The 16280-nt window shown below is 52.6% G+C and carries 12 protein-coding genes; 9 read left to right on the top strand and 3 right to left on the bottom strand.

Features of this window, described 5'->3' with window-relative positions; all coding sequences use genetic code 11:
- Positions 1 to 3525, bottom strand: a 3525-nt coding sequence (locus NP596_RS08265) for a glutamate synthase central domain-containing protein (RefSeq protein ID WP_256614839.1), incomplete at its 3' end; no start/stop codon positions are given.
- Positions 3526 to 3776: 251 nt separating this feature from the next.
- Between NP596_RS08265 and NP596_RS08260 the strand changes: the two genes are divergently transcribed.
- Positions 3777 to 4997, top strand: a complete 1221-nt coding sequence (locus NP596_RS08260; RefSeq protein WP_256614838.1) for an FAD-dependent monooxygenase — start codon at positions 3777 to 3779, stop codon at positions 4995 to 4997.
- A 160-nt stretch (positions 4998 to 5157) separates the two neighbouring features.
- On the opposite strand, the gene glnD is transcribed toward NP596_RS08260, so the two are convergent.
- Both glnD and map read right to left on the bottom strand, forming a co-directional pair.
- Positions 5158 to 7803: a [protein-PII] uridylyltransferase gene (gene glnD / locus NP596_RS08255; protein WP_256614837.1), complete on the bottom strand. Its 2646-nt coding sequence runs from the start codon at positions 7801 to 7803 to the stop codon at positions 5158 to 5160.
- Positions 7800 to 8564: a type I methionyl aminopeptidase gene (gene map, locus NP596_RS08250; RefSeq protein WP_256614836.1), complete on the bottom strand. Its 765-nt coding sequence runs from the start codon at positions 8562 to 8564 to the stop codon at positions 7800 to 7802. Before map ends, glnD begins: the two co-directional genes overlap by 4 nt.
- 267 nt (positions 8565 to 8831) lie before the next feature.
- On the opposite strand from map, the gene rpsB reads away from it, so the two are divergent.
- From rpsB to rseP, 8 genes are all read left to right on the top strand, one after another.
- Positions 8832 to 9575, top strand: coding sequence for a 30S ribosomal protein S2 (rpsB, locus tag NP596_RS08245; RefSeq protein ID WP_256614835.1), 744 nt, complete (start codon positions 8832 to 8834; stop codon positions 9573 to 9575).
- A 128-nt stretch (positions 9576 to 9703) separates the two neighbouring features.
- Positions 9704 to 10588, top strand: coding sequence for a translation elongation factor Ts (gene tsf / locus NP596_RS08240; RefSeq protein ID WP_256614834.1), 885 nt, complete (start codon positions 9704 to 9706; stop codon positions 10586 to 10588).
- An 86-nt stretch (positions 10589 to 10674) separates the two neighbouring features.
- Positions 10675 to 11394 carry a UMP kinase gene (gene pyrH, locus NP596_RS08235; RefSeq protein ID WP_256614833.1) on the top strand — a complete coding sequence of 240 codons (720 nt, stop codon included), beginning with the start codon at positions 10675 to 10677 and terminating at the stop codon, positions 11392 to 11394.
- 2 nt (positions 11395 to 11396) lie between these two features.
- Complete coding sequence (gene frr, locus NP596_RS08230; RefSeq protein WP_256614832.1) at positions 11397 to 11954, top strand: ribosome recycling factor; 558 nt, start codon at positions 11397 to 11399, stop codon at positions 11952 to 11954.
- 17 nt (positions 11955 to 11971) lie between these two features.
- A complete protein-coding gene (gene uppS / locus NP596_RS08225) occupies positions 11972 to 12736 on the top strand; it encodes an undecaprenyl pyrophosphate synthase (protein WP_256614831.1) in 765 nt (254 codons plus the stop codon).
- A 36-nt stretch (positions 12737 to 12772) separates the two neighbouring features.
- Positions 12773 to 13678 carry a phosphatidate cytidylyltransferase gene (locus NP596_RS08220; protein WP_256614830.1) on the top strand — a complete coding sequence of 302 codons (906 nt, stop codon included), beginning with the start codon at positions 12773 to 12775 and terminating at the stop codon, positions 13676 to 13678.
- Positions 13675 to 14859 carry a 1-deoxy-D-xylulose-5-phosphate reductoisomerase gene (gene ispC, locus NP596_RS08215; RefSeq protein WP_256614829.1) on the top strand — a complete coding sequence of 395 codons (1185 nt, stop codon included), beginning with the start codon at positions 13675 to 13677 and terminating at the stop codon, positions 14857 to 14859. Before NP596_RS08220 ends, ispC begins: the two co-directional genes overlap by 4 nt.
- Positions 14859 to 16223: an RIP metalloprotease RseP gene (gene rseP / locus NP596_RS08210; RefSeq protein ID WP_256614828.1), complete on the top strand. Its 1365-nt coding sequence runs from the start codon at positions 14859 to 14861 to the stop codon at positions 16221 to 16223. Before ispC ends, rseP begins: the two co-directional genes overlap by 1 nt.
- Positions 16224 to 16280 lie beyond the last annotated feature (57 nt).

The raw sequence follows: 16280 nt of genomic DNA, 5'->3' as shown, positions 1-16280 counted from the left end.
GGTGCCGCCGGTGTTGCCGGCCACGTTGATCACGTCGGCGCCGGCCTTGGCCACGCCGACGGCGATGGTGCCTATGCCTTCGGAAGAGACCAGTTTAACCACCACTTTGACCCGGGCGGCCTTGGCGTCGTGTATCAATTGTCCCAAATCCTCGATCGAATAAGTATCGTGATGAGGCGGAGGGCTGACCAGTTCTACCTTGGGCGTGCCGCCGCGCAGGGCGGCGATTTCCACCGAGACTTTAGGCGCTGGCAATTGGCCGCCTTCGCCGGGTTTAGCGCCCTGGCCGATTTTGATTTCGATCTCCTCGATGGTCGGATCGGCCAGATAGCCGGCCCAGACGCCGAAACGGCCGGAGGCGAACTGTTTGATTTTACTGGAACGCAATGTACCGAAACGGCTGGAATGTTCGCCGCCTTCGCCGGAGTTGCTTTTGGCGCCGGCGATATTGGTGCCTTGCGCCACCGCTTCGTGCGCCTCGGCCAATAGGGCGCCGTGGCTCATTGCACCGGAAGCAAACGTCGGCGTAATTTCGTGCGCGGGTTGCACCTTATTCAGGTCGATGGCGCTACGCGCCGTGCGCAGGTTGTTCAAATAGTGGTAAACGATGCTGTCGCTGTCGTTGACGCGCAGGCTGATAGCGGTGCTTTCGACGGTCAGGCCGAAATCGTTACCGGTAAAGCGTGCTTTCAGATGCTCGGCCAGTTGCTCCAGACGGGCTTTGCTGTTGTCGTTGGTCAAGCTCAGCGTAAAAACAACGCCGTTGCTTTTCTCGGCGTTCAAGCCGCGAATTACAAAATTGTTGTTGCCGACTAAATTCTGACTGCCCAGCAGGCGGTCGAACTCGGCCTTGCTGCCGGCGGCGGTAATATCGACCGGAAAATCCATCACGTCGCGCAATGCCGCCGGACGGTTGGCGCGCTCTGCCGCCAAGTTGCGGGTAAAGCTGCGATAGGCCGGGGTAATGCCGAAAGCGTCGATTTGTTCCGGGGTGCGTTTTTCGTAACCGAAGTCCAGATAAGCCGTGTCGCTGGCTTCCGCGGCTTGTTGCTGGGCGGCGTACAGAATCGGCTCGTCGGTCATGTTGATATATTCGCGTACCGCGGTATTGCCGAAGGTATGGCCCGCGCCTTCCTGACGCTCTTTGAACAAGCCCAGGAACGGGATATCGCTTTCATCTTTGACGGACAAGGCTTTGTGGTGCCATTCGGTGGCGCTGGCGGCGATGTCCGAATAGCGGACGCCGCCCACCGAAGCGTTTATGTTGGGAAAATAAGCTTGCAGTTTGGGTTCGTCGGTATCCAGGTAGTTGGATTCGAAGAATTCGCCGCCGATATAACTTTCCGCTGTACACAGGCCGAATTTGCCCATGGTCTTCATCAGCGATTTTTCCACGCCTTTTTGGAAGTTATACAAGGCTTTTTGCCGCGCGGCCGGGTCCGTGTATTCGGTCATGACCCGGTTATGTACGCTCAGCGGGCAGATTGCCGATGCGCCAAAGCCGAGTATGGTGGCGACGTCGTGCGGGCTGGCGGCTTGGCCGGTTTCCATGATCAGCGAGGAGTTGAAGCGCAAGCCGTGTTTCACCATATGCTGGTTGGCGGCGGCGACCATCAGCAGCGCAGGGATGGCGGCCTTGGTTTTGCCGATATTGGCGTCGCTCAAAATGATGATGCCGGTATTGCCGCGCGCGGCCTGTTCGACCTGCTCGCATACGTTTTGCAGCGCCAATTCGACGGCTTTTTCATTTTGCACGGCATCGTCAAAGTTCGGTGTATACAGCATGTCCAAAGTGACGGTTTTAACCTGGGTTTGCCGGCGTATCTGTTCCAGTTGGGTGCGCTGCAGGATCGGCGACTCGATCATCAGCTGCTTGCTGTGGCTGGGTGCGAAGGTCGGTTTGGCGCCGAGCGCTACCCGCAAGGTCATGCCGTCGCTTTCGCGCAGCGAGTCCAGGGGCGGATTGGTGACTTGCGCGAAGCGTTGGCTGAAATAGCGGGACATGCCGCCTTCCGCCGCGCTCAATGCATTCGGCGCCAAACCGTAACCCATGGCCGAGACTTTTTCCAGACCGGTTTGCAGGATCGGGTCCAGCAAGAATTTAAAGCTTTCCTGATTCATCGAATACGCAGTGTGGCGTTGGTCGATATTCAATTCGTGATCGTTGCCGATTTCCGATAGATCGACTTTGGGTAAGTCGTTCAGATGCAGGCAGCGCTCGGCCAGCATGGCTTGGTAGTCTTTCTCCTTGGCCAGGCGTTCCAGGACCTGATGGCTGTTATACGATTGGCCCGTGCCGTGATCGAAATACAGCATGCCGCCGGCTTCGATACGGCCGCGATACAAGACCTCTTCCGGCGGAAAGTCTATCTGGCCGGCTTCCGACATCACGGCCAGATATTCGCTGGTTTCCACCGAACGCAAGGGACGCAGGCCCAGACGGTCCAGGCGGGCGCCGACACGGATGCCGTCGTTGAAAATCAATGCGGCGGGACCGTCGTTTTTTTCTTCGTACAGGCTGAAGAACTCCAGCATCGCCCGCACCTCGTCCGACAAGGTCGGGTCGTTTTCCCAAGCCGGCGGCATCATGGCTAAAATGGCGGTGACGATGTCCAGTTCGTCTTCGTTGATACGGCGGGTCAGGGTTTGGTCCAACCGGCCGGAGTCGGATTGTCCGCACGGGAAAATCACGTGTTTGTTGTTTTGGCGGGCGATAGCGTTTTCGCTGAGGCGGTTTTTCTTGTCCGTGTTCAACTCGCCGTTATGCGCCATATAGCGGAACGGTTGCGCCATCATGGTGGCCGGCGCGGTATTGGTCGAAAAACGGGTATGGAAAAACAGCGTGCAAATTTCATGGTCCGTGTCGTACAGATCAATGAAATAGGGAATCACCTCGAAGGAATTCAGGCGGCCTTTGTAGACCTGCGTGCGGGAACTCATGGACAGCGGATAGAAACCTTGCAACTCAGGGCGGCTAAAGCCGTCCGCTTCAATGGTCAGCAAGGCTTTTTGGATATGGCGCTCGAATGCGTGGTGGCTGGCGTCTTTCAGCGCGGCGGGGCGGCCGAAAATCAGCTGTTTAATCGGTAGTTGCGCTTTGACGGCCGCCGCATTCAGCACCGATTTGTCTACCGGTACCTCGCGCCATTTTATGACGGGCAGGTCGAATTCTTTCAGATGGTTTTCCACCAGCTGCGTTGCGGTGGAGTCGTAATGGGCATGATCTTCCGGGAAAAAGAAATTGGCCACGCCGAATTGGCCCAATTTCAGACTTTCGATACCGGTAATTTTGCGAAAAAACGTTAAAGACAGGTCGATATTTACCCCCGCGCCGTCGCCGATGCCCTCGGCGCTCATGCCGCCTCGATGCGGAATGGTACATAAGGCTTCGTGCGATTTGACCAGAAGAGCGTGCGTCTGTTTGCTGTCCTTGCGGGTGATAAAACCTACACCGCAGCTGTCTTGAGATAAATCGGCGTCGTAAAGCATATGTATTGCGTTGTTTTTCTGGGCGTTATTGATCATTGCTATCCAGATCCTGTCTTGCTGGTTAATTGCGTTGCCGGGTAATTACCTTAAAGCTAACGCTGTTTATGGTTTTTCTCTCTGCCGCGTGTTAGAGTCGTCGGAAGCGGCAACAAGCTTGCGAGTTTGTTCTAAATTTCAGTTAGTGAAACTTTCCAATCATAACACGCGGCGGCTGTCCTGTCATTTCATCAGCCATGTAAATGCCGGCTGCGTTGTCAGACTAACGTTTTAATACTCTGTGACAAAATATGAAACAAAAATTTGATGTGTTGATAGTGGGCGGCGGTATGGTCGGCGCCGCGGTTGCCTGCTGCCTGGGCGGCAGCGGCCTTACAGTGGCGATTATAGAAGCCCAATTGCCGAAGGCCTTTTCGCCCGATCAAGCGCATGATTTGCGGGTTTCGGCCTTGAGTATCGCTTCGCGGAATATTCTGGATGCGGTTGGCGCTTGGCGGGGCGTCGCCTCAAGGCGCTTTTGTCCGTTCAAGCGCATGCGGGTGTGGGAAAGCGCCGGCGACACGACATTTAACAGCGACGATATCCAGGCGTCCGAGCTGGGTTATATTGTCGAAAATCGAATTACCCAATTGGCACTGCTGGAGCGTCTGGCGGAGTTTGCCAACGTCACGTTGTTGATGTCGCAGGCTATAGGTAAAATTCATTATGACGGCCACGAAAGCGAAGTGGTACTGGCCGATGGGCGGGTATTGGAGGCCAGGTTGCTGGTGGCTGCCGACGGCGGCCAGTCCCGGGTCAGACAGGCGGTCGGATTGGGGGTGACGAGTTGGGATTACAATCAGCATGCGCTGGTTATTTACGTGGAAACCGCTTATCCGCAGCAGGATATTACCTGGCAGCGTTTTGTGCCGAGCGGGCCGCAAGCGTTTTTGCCCTTGACAGGAAATTACGGCTCGATCGTGTGGTACCAGTCTCCCGATGAGGTGCGGCGTTTACAAGCCTTGCCTTACGATCAGCTTAAAGACGCGTTGGTTGCGGCATTTCCGGATTGTTTGGGTGAGATAAACCAAGTTTTGGGGGTGGCGAGTTTTCCGCTGAAGCGCCAGCATGCGCAAAGTTATGTCAAGCAGGGGGTGGCGCTGGTGGGCGATGCGGCGCATATGATCAATCCTTTGGCCGGGCAGGGTGTCAACATCGGTTTGCTGGATGCGGCGGCCCTGGCGGAAGTTGTGGTTGATGCGCATAAGCGGGGTAAGGACATTGCCGATGTTTCGGTTTTAAAGCGCTACGAGTCCATGCGGCGCAATGAGAATTTGAAAATGATGACGGTCATGGATGTGTTTTATCGGTCGTTCAGCAATAACATCCTACCGGTAAAATTCATCCGCAACCTGGGGCTGGGATTGGCGCAGCGGCTGACGCCGGTCAGAAACAAGGTGATGAAGGCGGCAATGGGCCTGGAAGGACGGTTGCCAAAGCTGGCGCGCGGGCAAAGCCTGGATACTCACTGAGCGTCTTCCGAATAAAATCCCTTCGTGCCGGTCGGCATGGCAGCAAATTTTGATCAAGGCTGGAAGCTGCTCTCTTGAGTATATGGCGGCATGAAGGGGTTTTTTGTTTCTTTGGAATAAAACTCGTTACCTGTCCGTGTGGCGCTCTGCGGAAAAGGCTTTAATTTTTGTCTGACAAATAACGTAGGATTGTTGCGCTGATTCTGGCTTTTGCCTGCACATCGACGATAGGTTGGCAATTTTGATCCGTGACATAAAACATATCTTCCGCGCGGCTGCCGATGGTGGTGATTTTGGCGTCGTGCAGTTGGATGTCCAGCTCGGTGAAGGCTTTGCCTATGGTCGACAGCAAGCCGGCATGGTCGGTGGTAACCAGTTCGATAGTGGTATGTTTGCTGGAAGGGTTGTCCAAAAAAGTCACGCTGGTTTCGATTGGAAAATGCCGGGCCTGTCTGGATTGCTTGTGAATGTTTTTCGAAAGGCTGGCTTTTTTGTTAATCAAACCTTGCCGCAAAGTGTCGCAGATATGGATTTCCCGGTATAAATCGTTGATGGCTTCGCCGGACTGCTCCAAAACCTGAAAGCTGTTTAAGACGTATTGATCTTCGGTGGTGATGATGCGGGCATCCAGAATAGTCAGGCCCAAGTGATCGAGTGTCGCGGTGCAAATGGAAAAGATCTGCGCTTCGTTGCGGGTGTAGACAAAAATTTCGGCGCTGCCGCGCTGGGTTTGCGGGCGTAATAAAACCAGGGGTAATTCTTCTTCCGTCGACGCGGCAATAGCAATGGTGTGCCAAGCGATTTCGTCGGCGGAATAGCGTAAAAAGTAATCGTCGCTTAGATGTTGCCAAGACTTTGCAATGGCGTTTTTCGTTATGCCGAGTTTGGTCAGCTCGCGGTTAGCTTCTTTTTGGGTTTCCTTGATGCGTTCTGAGCGGGCGACCGGGTTTTGCAGGCCGCGGTGCAGGGCGCGGTGCGTGGCGATATACAGATCTTTTAACAGGGCGTCCTTCCAGGTGTTCCATAAGCTGGGATTGGTGGCCCTGATGTCGGCGACGGTCAATAAATACAGATAGTTCAAGTATTCGATGCTGCCCACTTGCAGGGCAAAGGTGTGGATGACGTCCGGGTCGCTGATGTCTTTGCGCTGCGCGGTCATCGACATCAATAAATGGTTTCGGACCAGCCAGGTAATCAGCTTGCTGTCCTGTCTGGGGAGATCGTGTTGCTTGCAAAAGTCCAATGCAATTTTTTCGCCCAGTGTCGAGTGGTCGCCGCCGCGGCCTTTGGCGATGTCATGGAATAGCGCGGCGATATACAGCACATCGGGTTTGGGGGTGAGCAGAAAAATGTTGTTGCAAAACGGCAATTCCTTGCTGTGCTTGTCCAAGGCGAAACGGCGCAGGTTTCTAATCACAAACAGCGTGTGTTCGTCCACGGTGTAGATATGAAATAAATCGTACTGCATGCGGGCGACGATGTTGGCGAAATCCGGCAGATAAGCCGCCAGCACGCCGTAACGGTTCATGCGTTTGAGCTGATGGGTGATGCCGCGCGGCTGCCGGAGTATTTCGATAAACAGCCGGTTGGCTTGCTTGTTGTGGCGAAAATTGTCGTCGATCAAGGCGAGGCTTTTGCGAATCAGTCTGATAGTGCTGGCGCGAATGCCTTTTAACGAAGGCGATTGCTGTAGTAATAGAAATATTTCCAGTAACGCCAAGGGGTGATTTTGAAACACCTCTTCGTGGCTAACTTCCAGATAGCCGGCAATGGATGAAAAATTGGCGGTGATGGGGGTAGGGGTTAAGGCTTCATGATTGTTTATCAGGCGTTCATTGAGCAGTTGCAGCAGCATTTCGTTCAGCCGTTCTATATTCACGACCGTTTTAAAGAAAAATTGCATGAACTGTTCGACATCGGGATTGCCGTCTTTGTCGGTATAGCCGAATAATTCGGCCATTTCGCGTTGGTGGTCGAACAATAACCGGTCTTCGCAACGGTTGGTCAGGCAGTGCAAGGCAAAACGCAGCCGCCACAGTATGTCGCGGGCAGCTACCAAGCTGTCGTACTCGGAGCGGGGCAGGAAGCCGTACTTAATCAGCTCGCGCAGGGAGTGGGCGTTGTAATGGTGTTTGAAGACCCAGCTAATGACTTGTATATCTCTTAGTCCGCCCGGACCTTCCTTGATATTGGGCTCCAGATTGTAAGCGGTGTCGTGAAATTTGCCGTAGCGCTGTTCCTGTTCGTTCATTTTGGCCAGGAAAAACCGCTCCGAAGACCAAAGCTGAGTGTTGATGATTTGCTTGGAAAGCGTTTCGAATAAATCCGGGTTGCCGCTGATAAGGCGCATTTCCAGCAGGCTGGTGAAAATGGTTTGGTCCTGCAGGGCGAATGCCACGCATTCGTTGGTGAAGCAGGTTCTCAGGCCGGGTTTTAGGCCTATGTCCCACAGGAAATTGCTGAAAGCGGATAGGCCGTCTTGAATCTTATCGGTAAACTCCTGATTTAAAACAATCAGAATGTCGATGTCGGAATAGGGGAATAACTCGCCGCGGCCATAGCCGCCGGTGGCGATCAAGGCCTGCTGGTCGGCTTCGTCGGCCAAAAAATGCGTCCAGCAGGCCGAGAGCAGATTATCGATAAAGCCGGCCTTTTCGCTGAGCAGTTCCGCAGGCGAGTGAGCGGGTTTGAAGCGCAGTTTTAATTGTTCGTTTTCGCGGGTAATGGCGTTTTTAAAGGCCGGGATGGGATGGGAGACGGTAAAGCTTTTGGCGAAATACGCTTCGGTAAATAAAGAGTCTGTCACCGTTCTTCCTGGCGCAAGGTCAATATTTCGTAACCGCTATCGGTTACCAGAATGGTGTGCTCCCATTGCGCCGACAGGCTGCGGTCCTTGGTGACGGCGGTCCAGCCGTCGGGCAGGATTTTCATGTGTCTTTTGCCGATATTGATCATGGGCTCGATCGTAAAAATCATGCCGGGTTCAATCACTGCTCCGTCGCCGCGCTTGCCGAAATGCATGACATGCGGGTCTTCGTGAAAATTTTTACCGATGCCATGGCCGCAAAATTCTCGCACCACCGAATAGCGGTTGCTTTCGGCATGTTGCTGAATGGCATGGCCGATATCGCCGAAATGGGCGCCGGGCTTGACCTGTTCTATTCCCAGAAACAGGCATTGGCGGGTGATTTCCACCAAGCGCTTCGCATGCGGACTGACGTCGCCCACGCAGAACATTTTGCTGGTGTCGCCGTGGTAACCGTCTTTAATAACCGTGATGTCGACGTTGACAATGTCGCCGTTTTTGAGTTTTTTATCGCTGGGGATGCCGTGGCAAATTTGATGGTTAATCGACGTGCAGATCGATTTAGGAAAGCCACGGTAATTGAGTGGGGCCGGAATGGCTTGCTGTTCGTTAACGATATAATCGTGACAAATTTGATCGAGTTCATCCGTGGCGACGCCTACAATGACATGCGGGGCAATCATCTCCAATACATCGGCGGCCAGTTTGCCTGCAATGCGCATTTTTTCGATTTCTTCAGCTGTTTTTATGGCAATGCTCATCAGGGTCTTTGGAGTAAATTATATGGGCTTGATAGTTAACTTAGAGGGTTTTGCAATCGCGGTTGCGGAACAGTCTATCAGACTTGGTATTGTTGTGAAATTGTAATCGTGGTATAAAGTGAAGTTCACTATGTTTAATACTCACGCCTGTCGACACGATTGATGGGGTGCCGGTTACGGTGGCGACACGGTAATGGGTCATCAGTCGGGACAGTGCGGAGGCGTAACCCAACGCCGAATCATTCGGCAAATCTTTAGGAGAAATAAATGGCAGCAGTGTCAATGCGTCAAATGTTAGAAGCGGGTGTTCATTTCGGACACCAAACTCGTTACTGGAACCCTAAAATGGCTTCCTATTTATTCGGTGCCCGTAACAAAATCCATATCATCGATTTGGAACAAACGCTGCCGATGTTTAACGACGCGATGAATTATCTGGGTCAAATGACCGCCAACAAAGGCAGCATTCTGTTTGTCGGCACCAAGAAAGCCGCCCGCAAAGCCGTTGCGGAAGAAGCAAAACGTTGCGGCATGCCGTATGTCAACCATCGTTGGTTGGGCGGTATGTTGACCAACTTTAAAACCATCAAAAAATCCATCAACCGCCTGAAAGAACTGGAAGCTATGAAAGCCGACGGTACTTTATACCAACGTTTCAGCAAAAAAGAAGCCTTGGGCATGGAGCGTGAATTGGAGAAGCTGGAACGCAGTCTGGGCGGTATCAAAGACATGCGCGGCACGCCTGATGCGATTTTTGTGCTGGATGTCGGCTACGAAAAGAACGCCATTATGGAAGCCAAAAAACTGGGTATTCCCGTTATTGGCGTGGTTGATTCCAACAACTCGCCGGATAATGTCGATTATGTGATTCCCGGCAACGACGACTCGATTCGCGCGGTAACCCTGTATTGCCAAAGCGCGGCGGCGGCTGTTTTGGAAGCCAAGGCCTTGCGTATGGATGCCGGTACAAAATCGGATGATTTCGTCGAGGAAGTTGCAGCGGAAGCGTAAGTTTTTGCGGCCCGGGTAATTAAGGCCGGGCGCTTCCGAGCCTGATCGGTATCAGGTTCGGATTTTAGTTTTTTAAACGCCTCCTTTGTGAGGCGTTTTTTTAGTTATTAATCTTGAGGAAAAAAACAATGAATATTAGTGCGGCGATGGTTAAGGAACTGCGTGAACGTACAGGTTCTGGCATGATGGAGTGTAAAAAAGCCTTGGTTGAAGCTAATGGCGATATGGAATTGGCCATCGAGAACATGCGTAAATCCGGCCTGGCTAAAGCTGATAAAAAATCCGGCCGTATCGCGGCCGAAGGCGTTATCGGCGTCAAAGTATCCGCCGACAGCAAAACCGTGGTGATGGCGGATGTGAACTGCGAGACCGATTTCGTGGCGAAAGGCGACGACTTTACCGGCTTTGTCAACGACGTTGTCAATGCCTTGCTGGCGGCGGATGTCGACAGCGAAGAACAATTGCAAGCCTTGGTGTTGGCAAACGGTCAAACCGTTGACGAAACCCGCCGGGCATTGATCGCCAAATTGGGTGAAAATATCACTGTCAGACGTTTTCAAAAATTCGTTACCGTCGATGGCGGCCAAGCCTGTTACCTGCACGGCAGCAAAATAGGCGTTATCGTCGAGTTGGCAAAAGCCGATGCGGAATTGGGCAAGGATGTCGCCATGCACATCGCGGCCAGCAAGCCTATGTGTGTTTCCGCGGACCAAGTTGCGTCCGAATCCATTGAAAAAGAGAAAGAAATTTTCTTGGCGCAGCAAGAGGAAAAAATTAAAGGTAAACCGGCGGATATCGTCGAAAAAATGGTTTCCGGCCGCGTCAACAAATTCTTGGCCGAAGTTACCTTACAAGGGCAAGCCTTTATTAAAGACGATAGTAAGACTGTTGCTCAGCTGTTGAAAGAAAAAGGTAATTCGGTGGTACGCTTCGCCCGTTTTGAAGTAGGCGAAGGTATCGAGAAGAAAGAGGAAGACTTTGCCGCCGAAGTCATGGCGCAGGTAAGAGGTTAAACCTCTCCTGGAAAACCCGGTGAAAACCGGGTTTTTTCTGTGCCGAATTGATTGCTTTAACCCTTCAACCCTTGGATACTTCGATTATGAGTCAGATCATTTGTCAGAGAATTTTACTTAAATTAAGCGGTGAAGCACTAATGAGCGAAACAGGGGGCAGTATTGACCCCAATATCGTTCAGCGTTTGGCGCAAGAAGTGAAGGACTTATGCGACGCCGGTATTCAAGTAGGCTTGGTGATAGGCGGCGGCAATATTTTGCGCGGTTCCGAAAAAGCCTCCGACGGCTTGAACCGGGTCACCAGCGATCAAATGGGTATGCTGGCGACTGTTATCAATGCGCTGGCCATGCAGGATGCCCTGGAGTTTTTGGGGCAACCCGTGCGGGTGATGACGGCGCTGAAAATTAACCAAGTCTGCGAAGACTATATCCGCCGCAGAGCCGTCCGGCATTTGGAAAAAGGCCGGGTGACCATTTTTGCCGCCGGAACCGGCAATCCGTTTTTTACCACCGACACCGCCGCCAGTTTGCGCGCCATCGAAATCGATGCGGAATTGATGATCAAGGCTACCAAAGTCAAGGGGGTTTATTCGGCAGATCCCAACAAGGTGGCCGATGCCGTGTTTTACCCGCGTCTAACCTATGACGAAGCCATAGACCAGCGTCTGAATGTGATGGATACCACGGCCTTGGTGCTGTGCCGCGACAACAACCTGCCGATGCGGGTAATGAATATTTTTGAGCCGGGAGCGATCATGCGCTTGATGCGCGGCGAAGACATCGGCTCTTTAATTGTGAGGAAATAGAAATGATCAGCGATATTCAACAAGATGCCGCGGCGCGCATGGCAAAAAGCATAGAAGCGTTGCAAAAAGCCTTTACCAAGATCAGAACCGGGCGGGCGCACCCTAGCCTGCTGGACCAGATCAGTGTGAGTTATTACGGATCGGAATCGCAATTATCGCAAGTGGCCAATATTTCGGTCGAAGACGCCAGAACCTTGAAGGTGGTGCCTTGGGAAAAAGGCATGGTGCAAGCCATCGAAAAAGCCATTATGTCTTCCGGCTTGGGGTTGAATCCGGCTACCCAGGGCACGGTGATTCGGATTCCATTGCCGGCCTTGACCGAGGAACGCCGCCGCGAATTAGTGAAAGTGGTAAAGAATGAAGCCGAGCAGGGCAGAGTATCAATCCGCAACATCCGCCGAGACGCCAATGCGGCCATCAAGGATGCTTTGAAGGAGAAGCTGATTTCCGAAGACGATGCCCGCCAAGGCGAAGACAAGATCCAAAAATTGACCGATCAATACATCAAAGAAGTGGAAAAGCATCTTGAAGAAAAAGAAGCCGATCTGCTGTCCATGTAGATTGGCCGGGCATTAACATGGCAGATGAACTGGGTGGCAATTTGATAGTCAACGGGAGCAATCCGAGGCATATCGCCATTATCATGGACGGCAACGGCCGCTGGGCGCAAAAGCGGATGATGCCGAGAATCATGGGGCATCATGCCGGCGTGAAAGCCGTTAGAAAAATCGTCGAATACTGCGCCAAGCAAAACATCGAAGTGTTATCGCTGTTCGCTTTTAGCAGCGAAAATTGGCGGCGACCCAAGGAAGAAGTCGGTTTGTTGATGGAGTTATTCATGAACACGCTGCAAACCCAGGTCGATAAACTGGATAAAAACAATATCCGTTTGCGTATTATCGGCGATAAAGCGGCCTTTCCGGATAAGTTGCAGGAAAAAATCCGAGCCGCCGAAGCGCAGACTGCTGAAAATGACGGTTTGACCCTGCTGATTGCGGCTAACTACGGTGGCCGTTGGGATATTACTCAGGCGGTGCAAAAAATCGTTGCCGGTATCAAAGCCGGTCAAATCCAGGAACAGGCCATTACGGAAGATTTAATTAACAGCTATTTGGTAACGGCTGATTTACCGGAGCCGGATTTGTTCATTCGTTCCGGCGGCGAAGAACGGGTCAGTAATTTTTTACTTTGGCAATTGGCTTATACCGAATTTTTCTTTACCGATGTACTATGGCCGGAATTCGATCAAGCCATGATGCAAAAAGCCATCGACAGCTTTAAGGGCAGGCAGAGGCGTTTTGGACATACCGGCGAGCAAATCATCGATAAGCGTATTCTTTAGGCACTTTCCACAACCATAATAATTAAAAAGTAAACTATGTTAGTACAACGCATTTTAACGGCATCGATATTAGCGGCTGTCGTCGTTTTGGCGGTAATGCAATTGCCCGCCATCTATTTTTCATTGTTTATCGCTTTCGTTACTTTCGGCGGAGCCTGGGAATGGCTGTCTCTGACCGGTGTGGAAAAGCCCGGTAAAAAGATATTGTTTTTCGCGGCCCTCATTTTTCCGATGCTGGGCGTCACCTATTGGACGGTATTCCTGGAGCTGTTGGGCGAAGCCATGGAATGGCCGGAAGTCAAGGACTATTCCGACGCGCTGGAATGGCTGGTGATTGCGCCGGTATTGTTTTGGGTGCTGGCGATGATCGTCATCAGACAATCGGCCGCGCAGTTGTTGACTATTGAATTCAAACCGCGCGTCAAAGCCTTTCTGGGCTGGTTGGTATTGCTGTCCGCCTGGATGTTCCTGAGCAAATTGAGGGCCTATTACGGACCCGGCATGGTGTTGTACTTTCTGGTTTTAATTTGCGCGGCGGATATCAGCGCCTATTTCGTGGGCAAAAAATGGGGCAAGGATAAGCTGGCGCCGGAAATCAGCCCGGGCAAAACCGTGCAAGGCATGTATGGCGCGCTGGCGGCGGCCGTGGTTTGCGCCATTGGCTTGCGCTTGTATTACGGTTTGGAAGCGTTGCAATCCGACGATGCGGCATTGGCGATTCTAATGACTGTCGATTTGCTGATACTGTCGGTATTGACCGTGCTGGTGTCCATCTACGGCGATTTGTTCTTCAGCCTGATCAAACGGCAAAAGGGCGTCAAGGACAGCGGCAGCCTGTTGCCCGGACACGGCGGTATTTTGGATAGAGTCGACAGCATTATCGCGGCCGCACCGTTTTTTTATGCCGGTATTGTGCTGATCGGCCGGAGCGTATTCGCATGAAGGGAATTTGCATTCTTGGGGCCACTGGCTCGATAGGGGTTAGCACGCTGGACGTGGTGGCGCGCCACCCGGACCAATATCGGGTCGTGGCGTTGACCGCCAACGGCAACATCGATGTGTTGTACCAGCAATGCGTCGCCCACCGCCCCGAATATGCGGTAGTGGCAACCGAAAGCAAGGCCGAGGAATTCAAGCAGCGTATTGCGGCATCTCCGGTTGCGGATATTAAAGTTTTAGCGGGCGCGGAAGCGTTGGCCGAGGTGGCGACTTTAGAAAATGTCGATGCGGTCATGGCGGCGATTGTCGGTGCCGCCGGCCTGTTGCCGACGCTGGCGGCCGCCAAAGCCGGTAAAACCGTATTGCTGGCGAACAAGGAAGCCTTGGTGATGTCCGGTCAGATTTTTATGCAGGCGGTCAGCGCTTCCGGTGCGGTGTTGTTGCCGATAGACAGCGAACACAACGCCATCTTTCAATGCATGCCGGCCGGCTATACCCCCGGCCATACCGCCAAGCAGGCGCGGCGGATTTTGTTGACGGCATCCGGCGGCCCTTTTCGGAAAACGCCGCTCGAATTACTGCCGGACATGACCCCGGATCAAGCCGTGGCGCATCCGAAATGGGACATGGGCCGGAAAATTTCGGTGGATTCGGCCACCATGATGAACAAAGGCTTGGAACTGATCGAAGCATGCCTACTGTTCAACATGGATCCCGATCAGATTCAGGTAGTAATTCATCCGCAAAGCATCATTCATTCCATGGTGGATTACGTCGACGGTTCGGTATTGGCGCAAATGGGCAACCCGGATATGCGTACCCCGATTGCCCACGCCATGGCTTGGCCGGAACGCTTCGATTCCGGGGTGGCGCCGTTGGATATATTCGAAGTAGGGCACATGGATTTCGAAAAGCCCGATCTGCAGCGCTTTCCTTGTTTGAGATTGGCTTATGAAGCCATTAAAGCCGGCGGCATTATGCCGACCGTATTGAATGCGGCGAACGAAATTGCCGTCGAAGCCTTTTTAAATGAAGAAGTGAAATTCACCGATATCGCCATTATCATCGAACGCAGCATGGCGCAATTCAAGTCGGATAATGCCGATAGTCTGGAGTTGGTGCTGCAAGCAGATAGTCAAGCCCGCCAAGTGGCACAGTCGGTTATTGAAGGCTTGGCCGCCTGATGGAAACCCTGCATACCCTGTTTTACTTCACCGTAGCGATTGCGGTGCTGGTTGCATTTCATGAGCTAGGCCATTTTTGGGTGGCGCGGCTGACAGGGGTCAAGGTGATTCGGTTTTCGATCGGTTTCGGCAAAAAACTGTGGGCCTACCAAAAAAATCCCGAACAAACCGAGTTTGTGCTGTCTGCCATACCCTTGGGCGGTTACGTCAAAATGGTCGACGAAAGGGAAGGCGAAGTTGCGGCAGCGGATTTGCCCTATGCATTTAACCGGCAAACGGTCGGCGTCAGAACGGCCATTGTCGCCGCCGGACCGCTATTTAATTTAATTCTGGCGGTATGTTTATTTTGGGTTGTCATGGTGGTGGGGGAAACCGGCCTGAAACCCATATTGGGCGACGTCGCGACCGGCACCCTGGCGGCGGAAGCGGGTTTTCAAGCGGGCGATCGAATTGTTAGTGTTAACCAAAAACCCACCCCTACCTGGGCCATGGCTTTGGATGAATTGTTTTCATCGGCTATCGATGGCCAACGCGATATTGTTGTCGATGTAATTACCCGCGAAGACCGGAAGCAATTTCGGGCGTTGGTGCTGACCGATGACGATGTGCAAAGCCCGGAAGTTTTGAATGAACGGCTGGGTTTAAAGCCGTTCCTGCCGGTCATTAAACCGATTATCGGCAAACTGTTGGAAGACGGTGCCGCCGAACAAGCCGGCTTGCAAACCGGCGATTTGATACTGCGCGCGGACGATCAAGCGATTGAGGATTGGCAGCAATGGGTCGATTACATTCAAGCCAAGCCGGATGTTGAGATTGACGTCACGCTGGAACGCAACGATGTACAAACCCAGATCAAATTAACGCCCCGCAAAGAGGAGCAGCCGGACGGCAAAGCTGTCGGAAAAATCGGCGCCGGGGTGGAGATACCCGAGGCGATGATGCGGGATTTGCAGGTTGAGTATTCCCTATCGCCCCTGGAAGCGATTCCGGCGGCTTTCGAAAAAACCTGGTTTTATTCGCTGAGCACCGTAAAAATGATAGGCAAAATGTTCGTCGGTTCAGCTTCGGTGAAAAATCTAAGCGGTCCGATCAGCATTGCCCAATACGCCGGCCAGTCGGCCGACATGGGGTTTACCGCCTTCTTGAAGTTTTTGGGTTTAATCAGCGTCAGTCTGGGTGTTTTGAACCTGTTGCCGGTGCCCGTGCTGGACGGCGGTCATTTGCTTTTTTATTTGGTGGAAGTCATCAAGGGCAGTCCGGTTTCGGACCGGGTGCAAATGGTTTTTCAACAGATGGGCATGCTGGTACTCATGTCTTTAATGGCGCTGGCGCTGTTTTTGGATTTGGATCGTTTGTTTCAATAATGCTGAACGAAATGTTCAGTTCAAAGTCCACACCACTTTATCAAACCTCAATATGGG

Source organism: Methylomonas rivi (assembly GCF_024505165.1).
Taxonomy (GTDB): Bacteria; Pseudomonadota; Gammaproteobacteria; order Methylococcales; family Methylomonadaceae; genus Methylomonas; species Methylomonas rivi.
The sequence above is the reverse complement of the archived record's forward strand: the minus strand, read 5'-3'. Positions and strand labels throughout refer to the sequence as shown.

Bases quoted from the DNA above. Each gene is read 5' to 3' on its own strand.
- NP596_RS08260 (WP_256614838.1), top strand. From the start codon at position 3,777: ATGAAACAAAAATTTGATGTGTTGATAGTGGGCGGCGGTATGGTCGGC.
- map (WP_256614836.1), bottom strand. From the start codon at position 8,564: ATGAGCATTGCCATAAAAACAGCTGAAGAAATCGAAAAAATGCGCATT.
- rpsB (WP_256614835.1), top strand. From the start codon at position 8,832: ATGGCAGCAGTGTCAATGCGTCAAATGTTAGAAGCGGGTGTTCATTTC.
- tsf (WP_256614834.1), top strand. From the start codon at position 9,704: ATGAATATTAGTGCGGCGATGGTTAAGGAACTGCGTGAACGTACAGGT.
- pyrH (WP_256614833.1), top strand. From the start codon at position 10,675: ATGAGTCAGATCATTTGTCAGAGAATTTTACTTAAATTAAGCGGTGAA.
- frr (WP_256614832.1), top strand. From the start codon at position 11,397: ATGATCAGCGATATTCAACAAGATGCCGCGGCGCGCATGGCAAAAAGC.
- uppS (WP_256614831.1), top strand. From the start codon at position 11,972: ATGGCAGATGAACTGGGTGGCAATTTGATAGTCAACGGGAGCAATCCG.
- NP596_RS08220 (WP_256614830.1), top strand. From the start codon at position 12,773: ATGTTAGTACAACGCATTTTAACGGCATCGATATTAGCGGCTGTCGTC.
- ispC (WP_256614829.1), top strand. From the start codon at position 13,675: ATGAAGGGAATTTGCATTCTTGGGGCCACTGGCTCGATAGGGGTTAGC.
- rseP (WP_256614828.1), top strand. From the start codon at position 14,859: ATGGAAACCCTGCATACCCTGTTTTACTTCACCGTAGCGATTGCGGTG.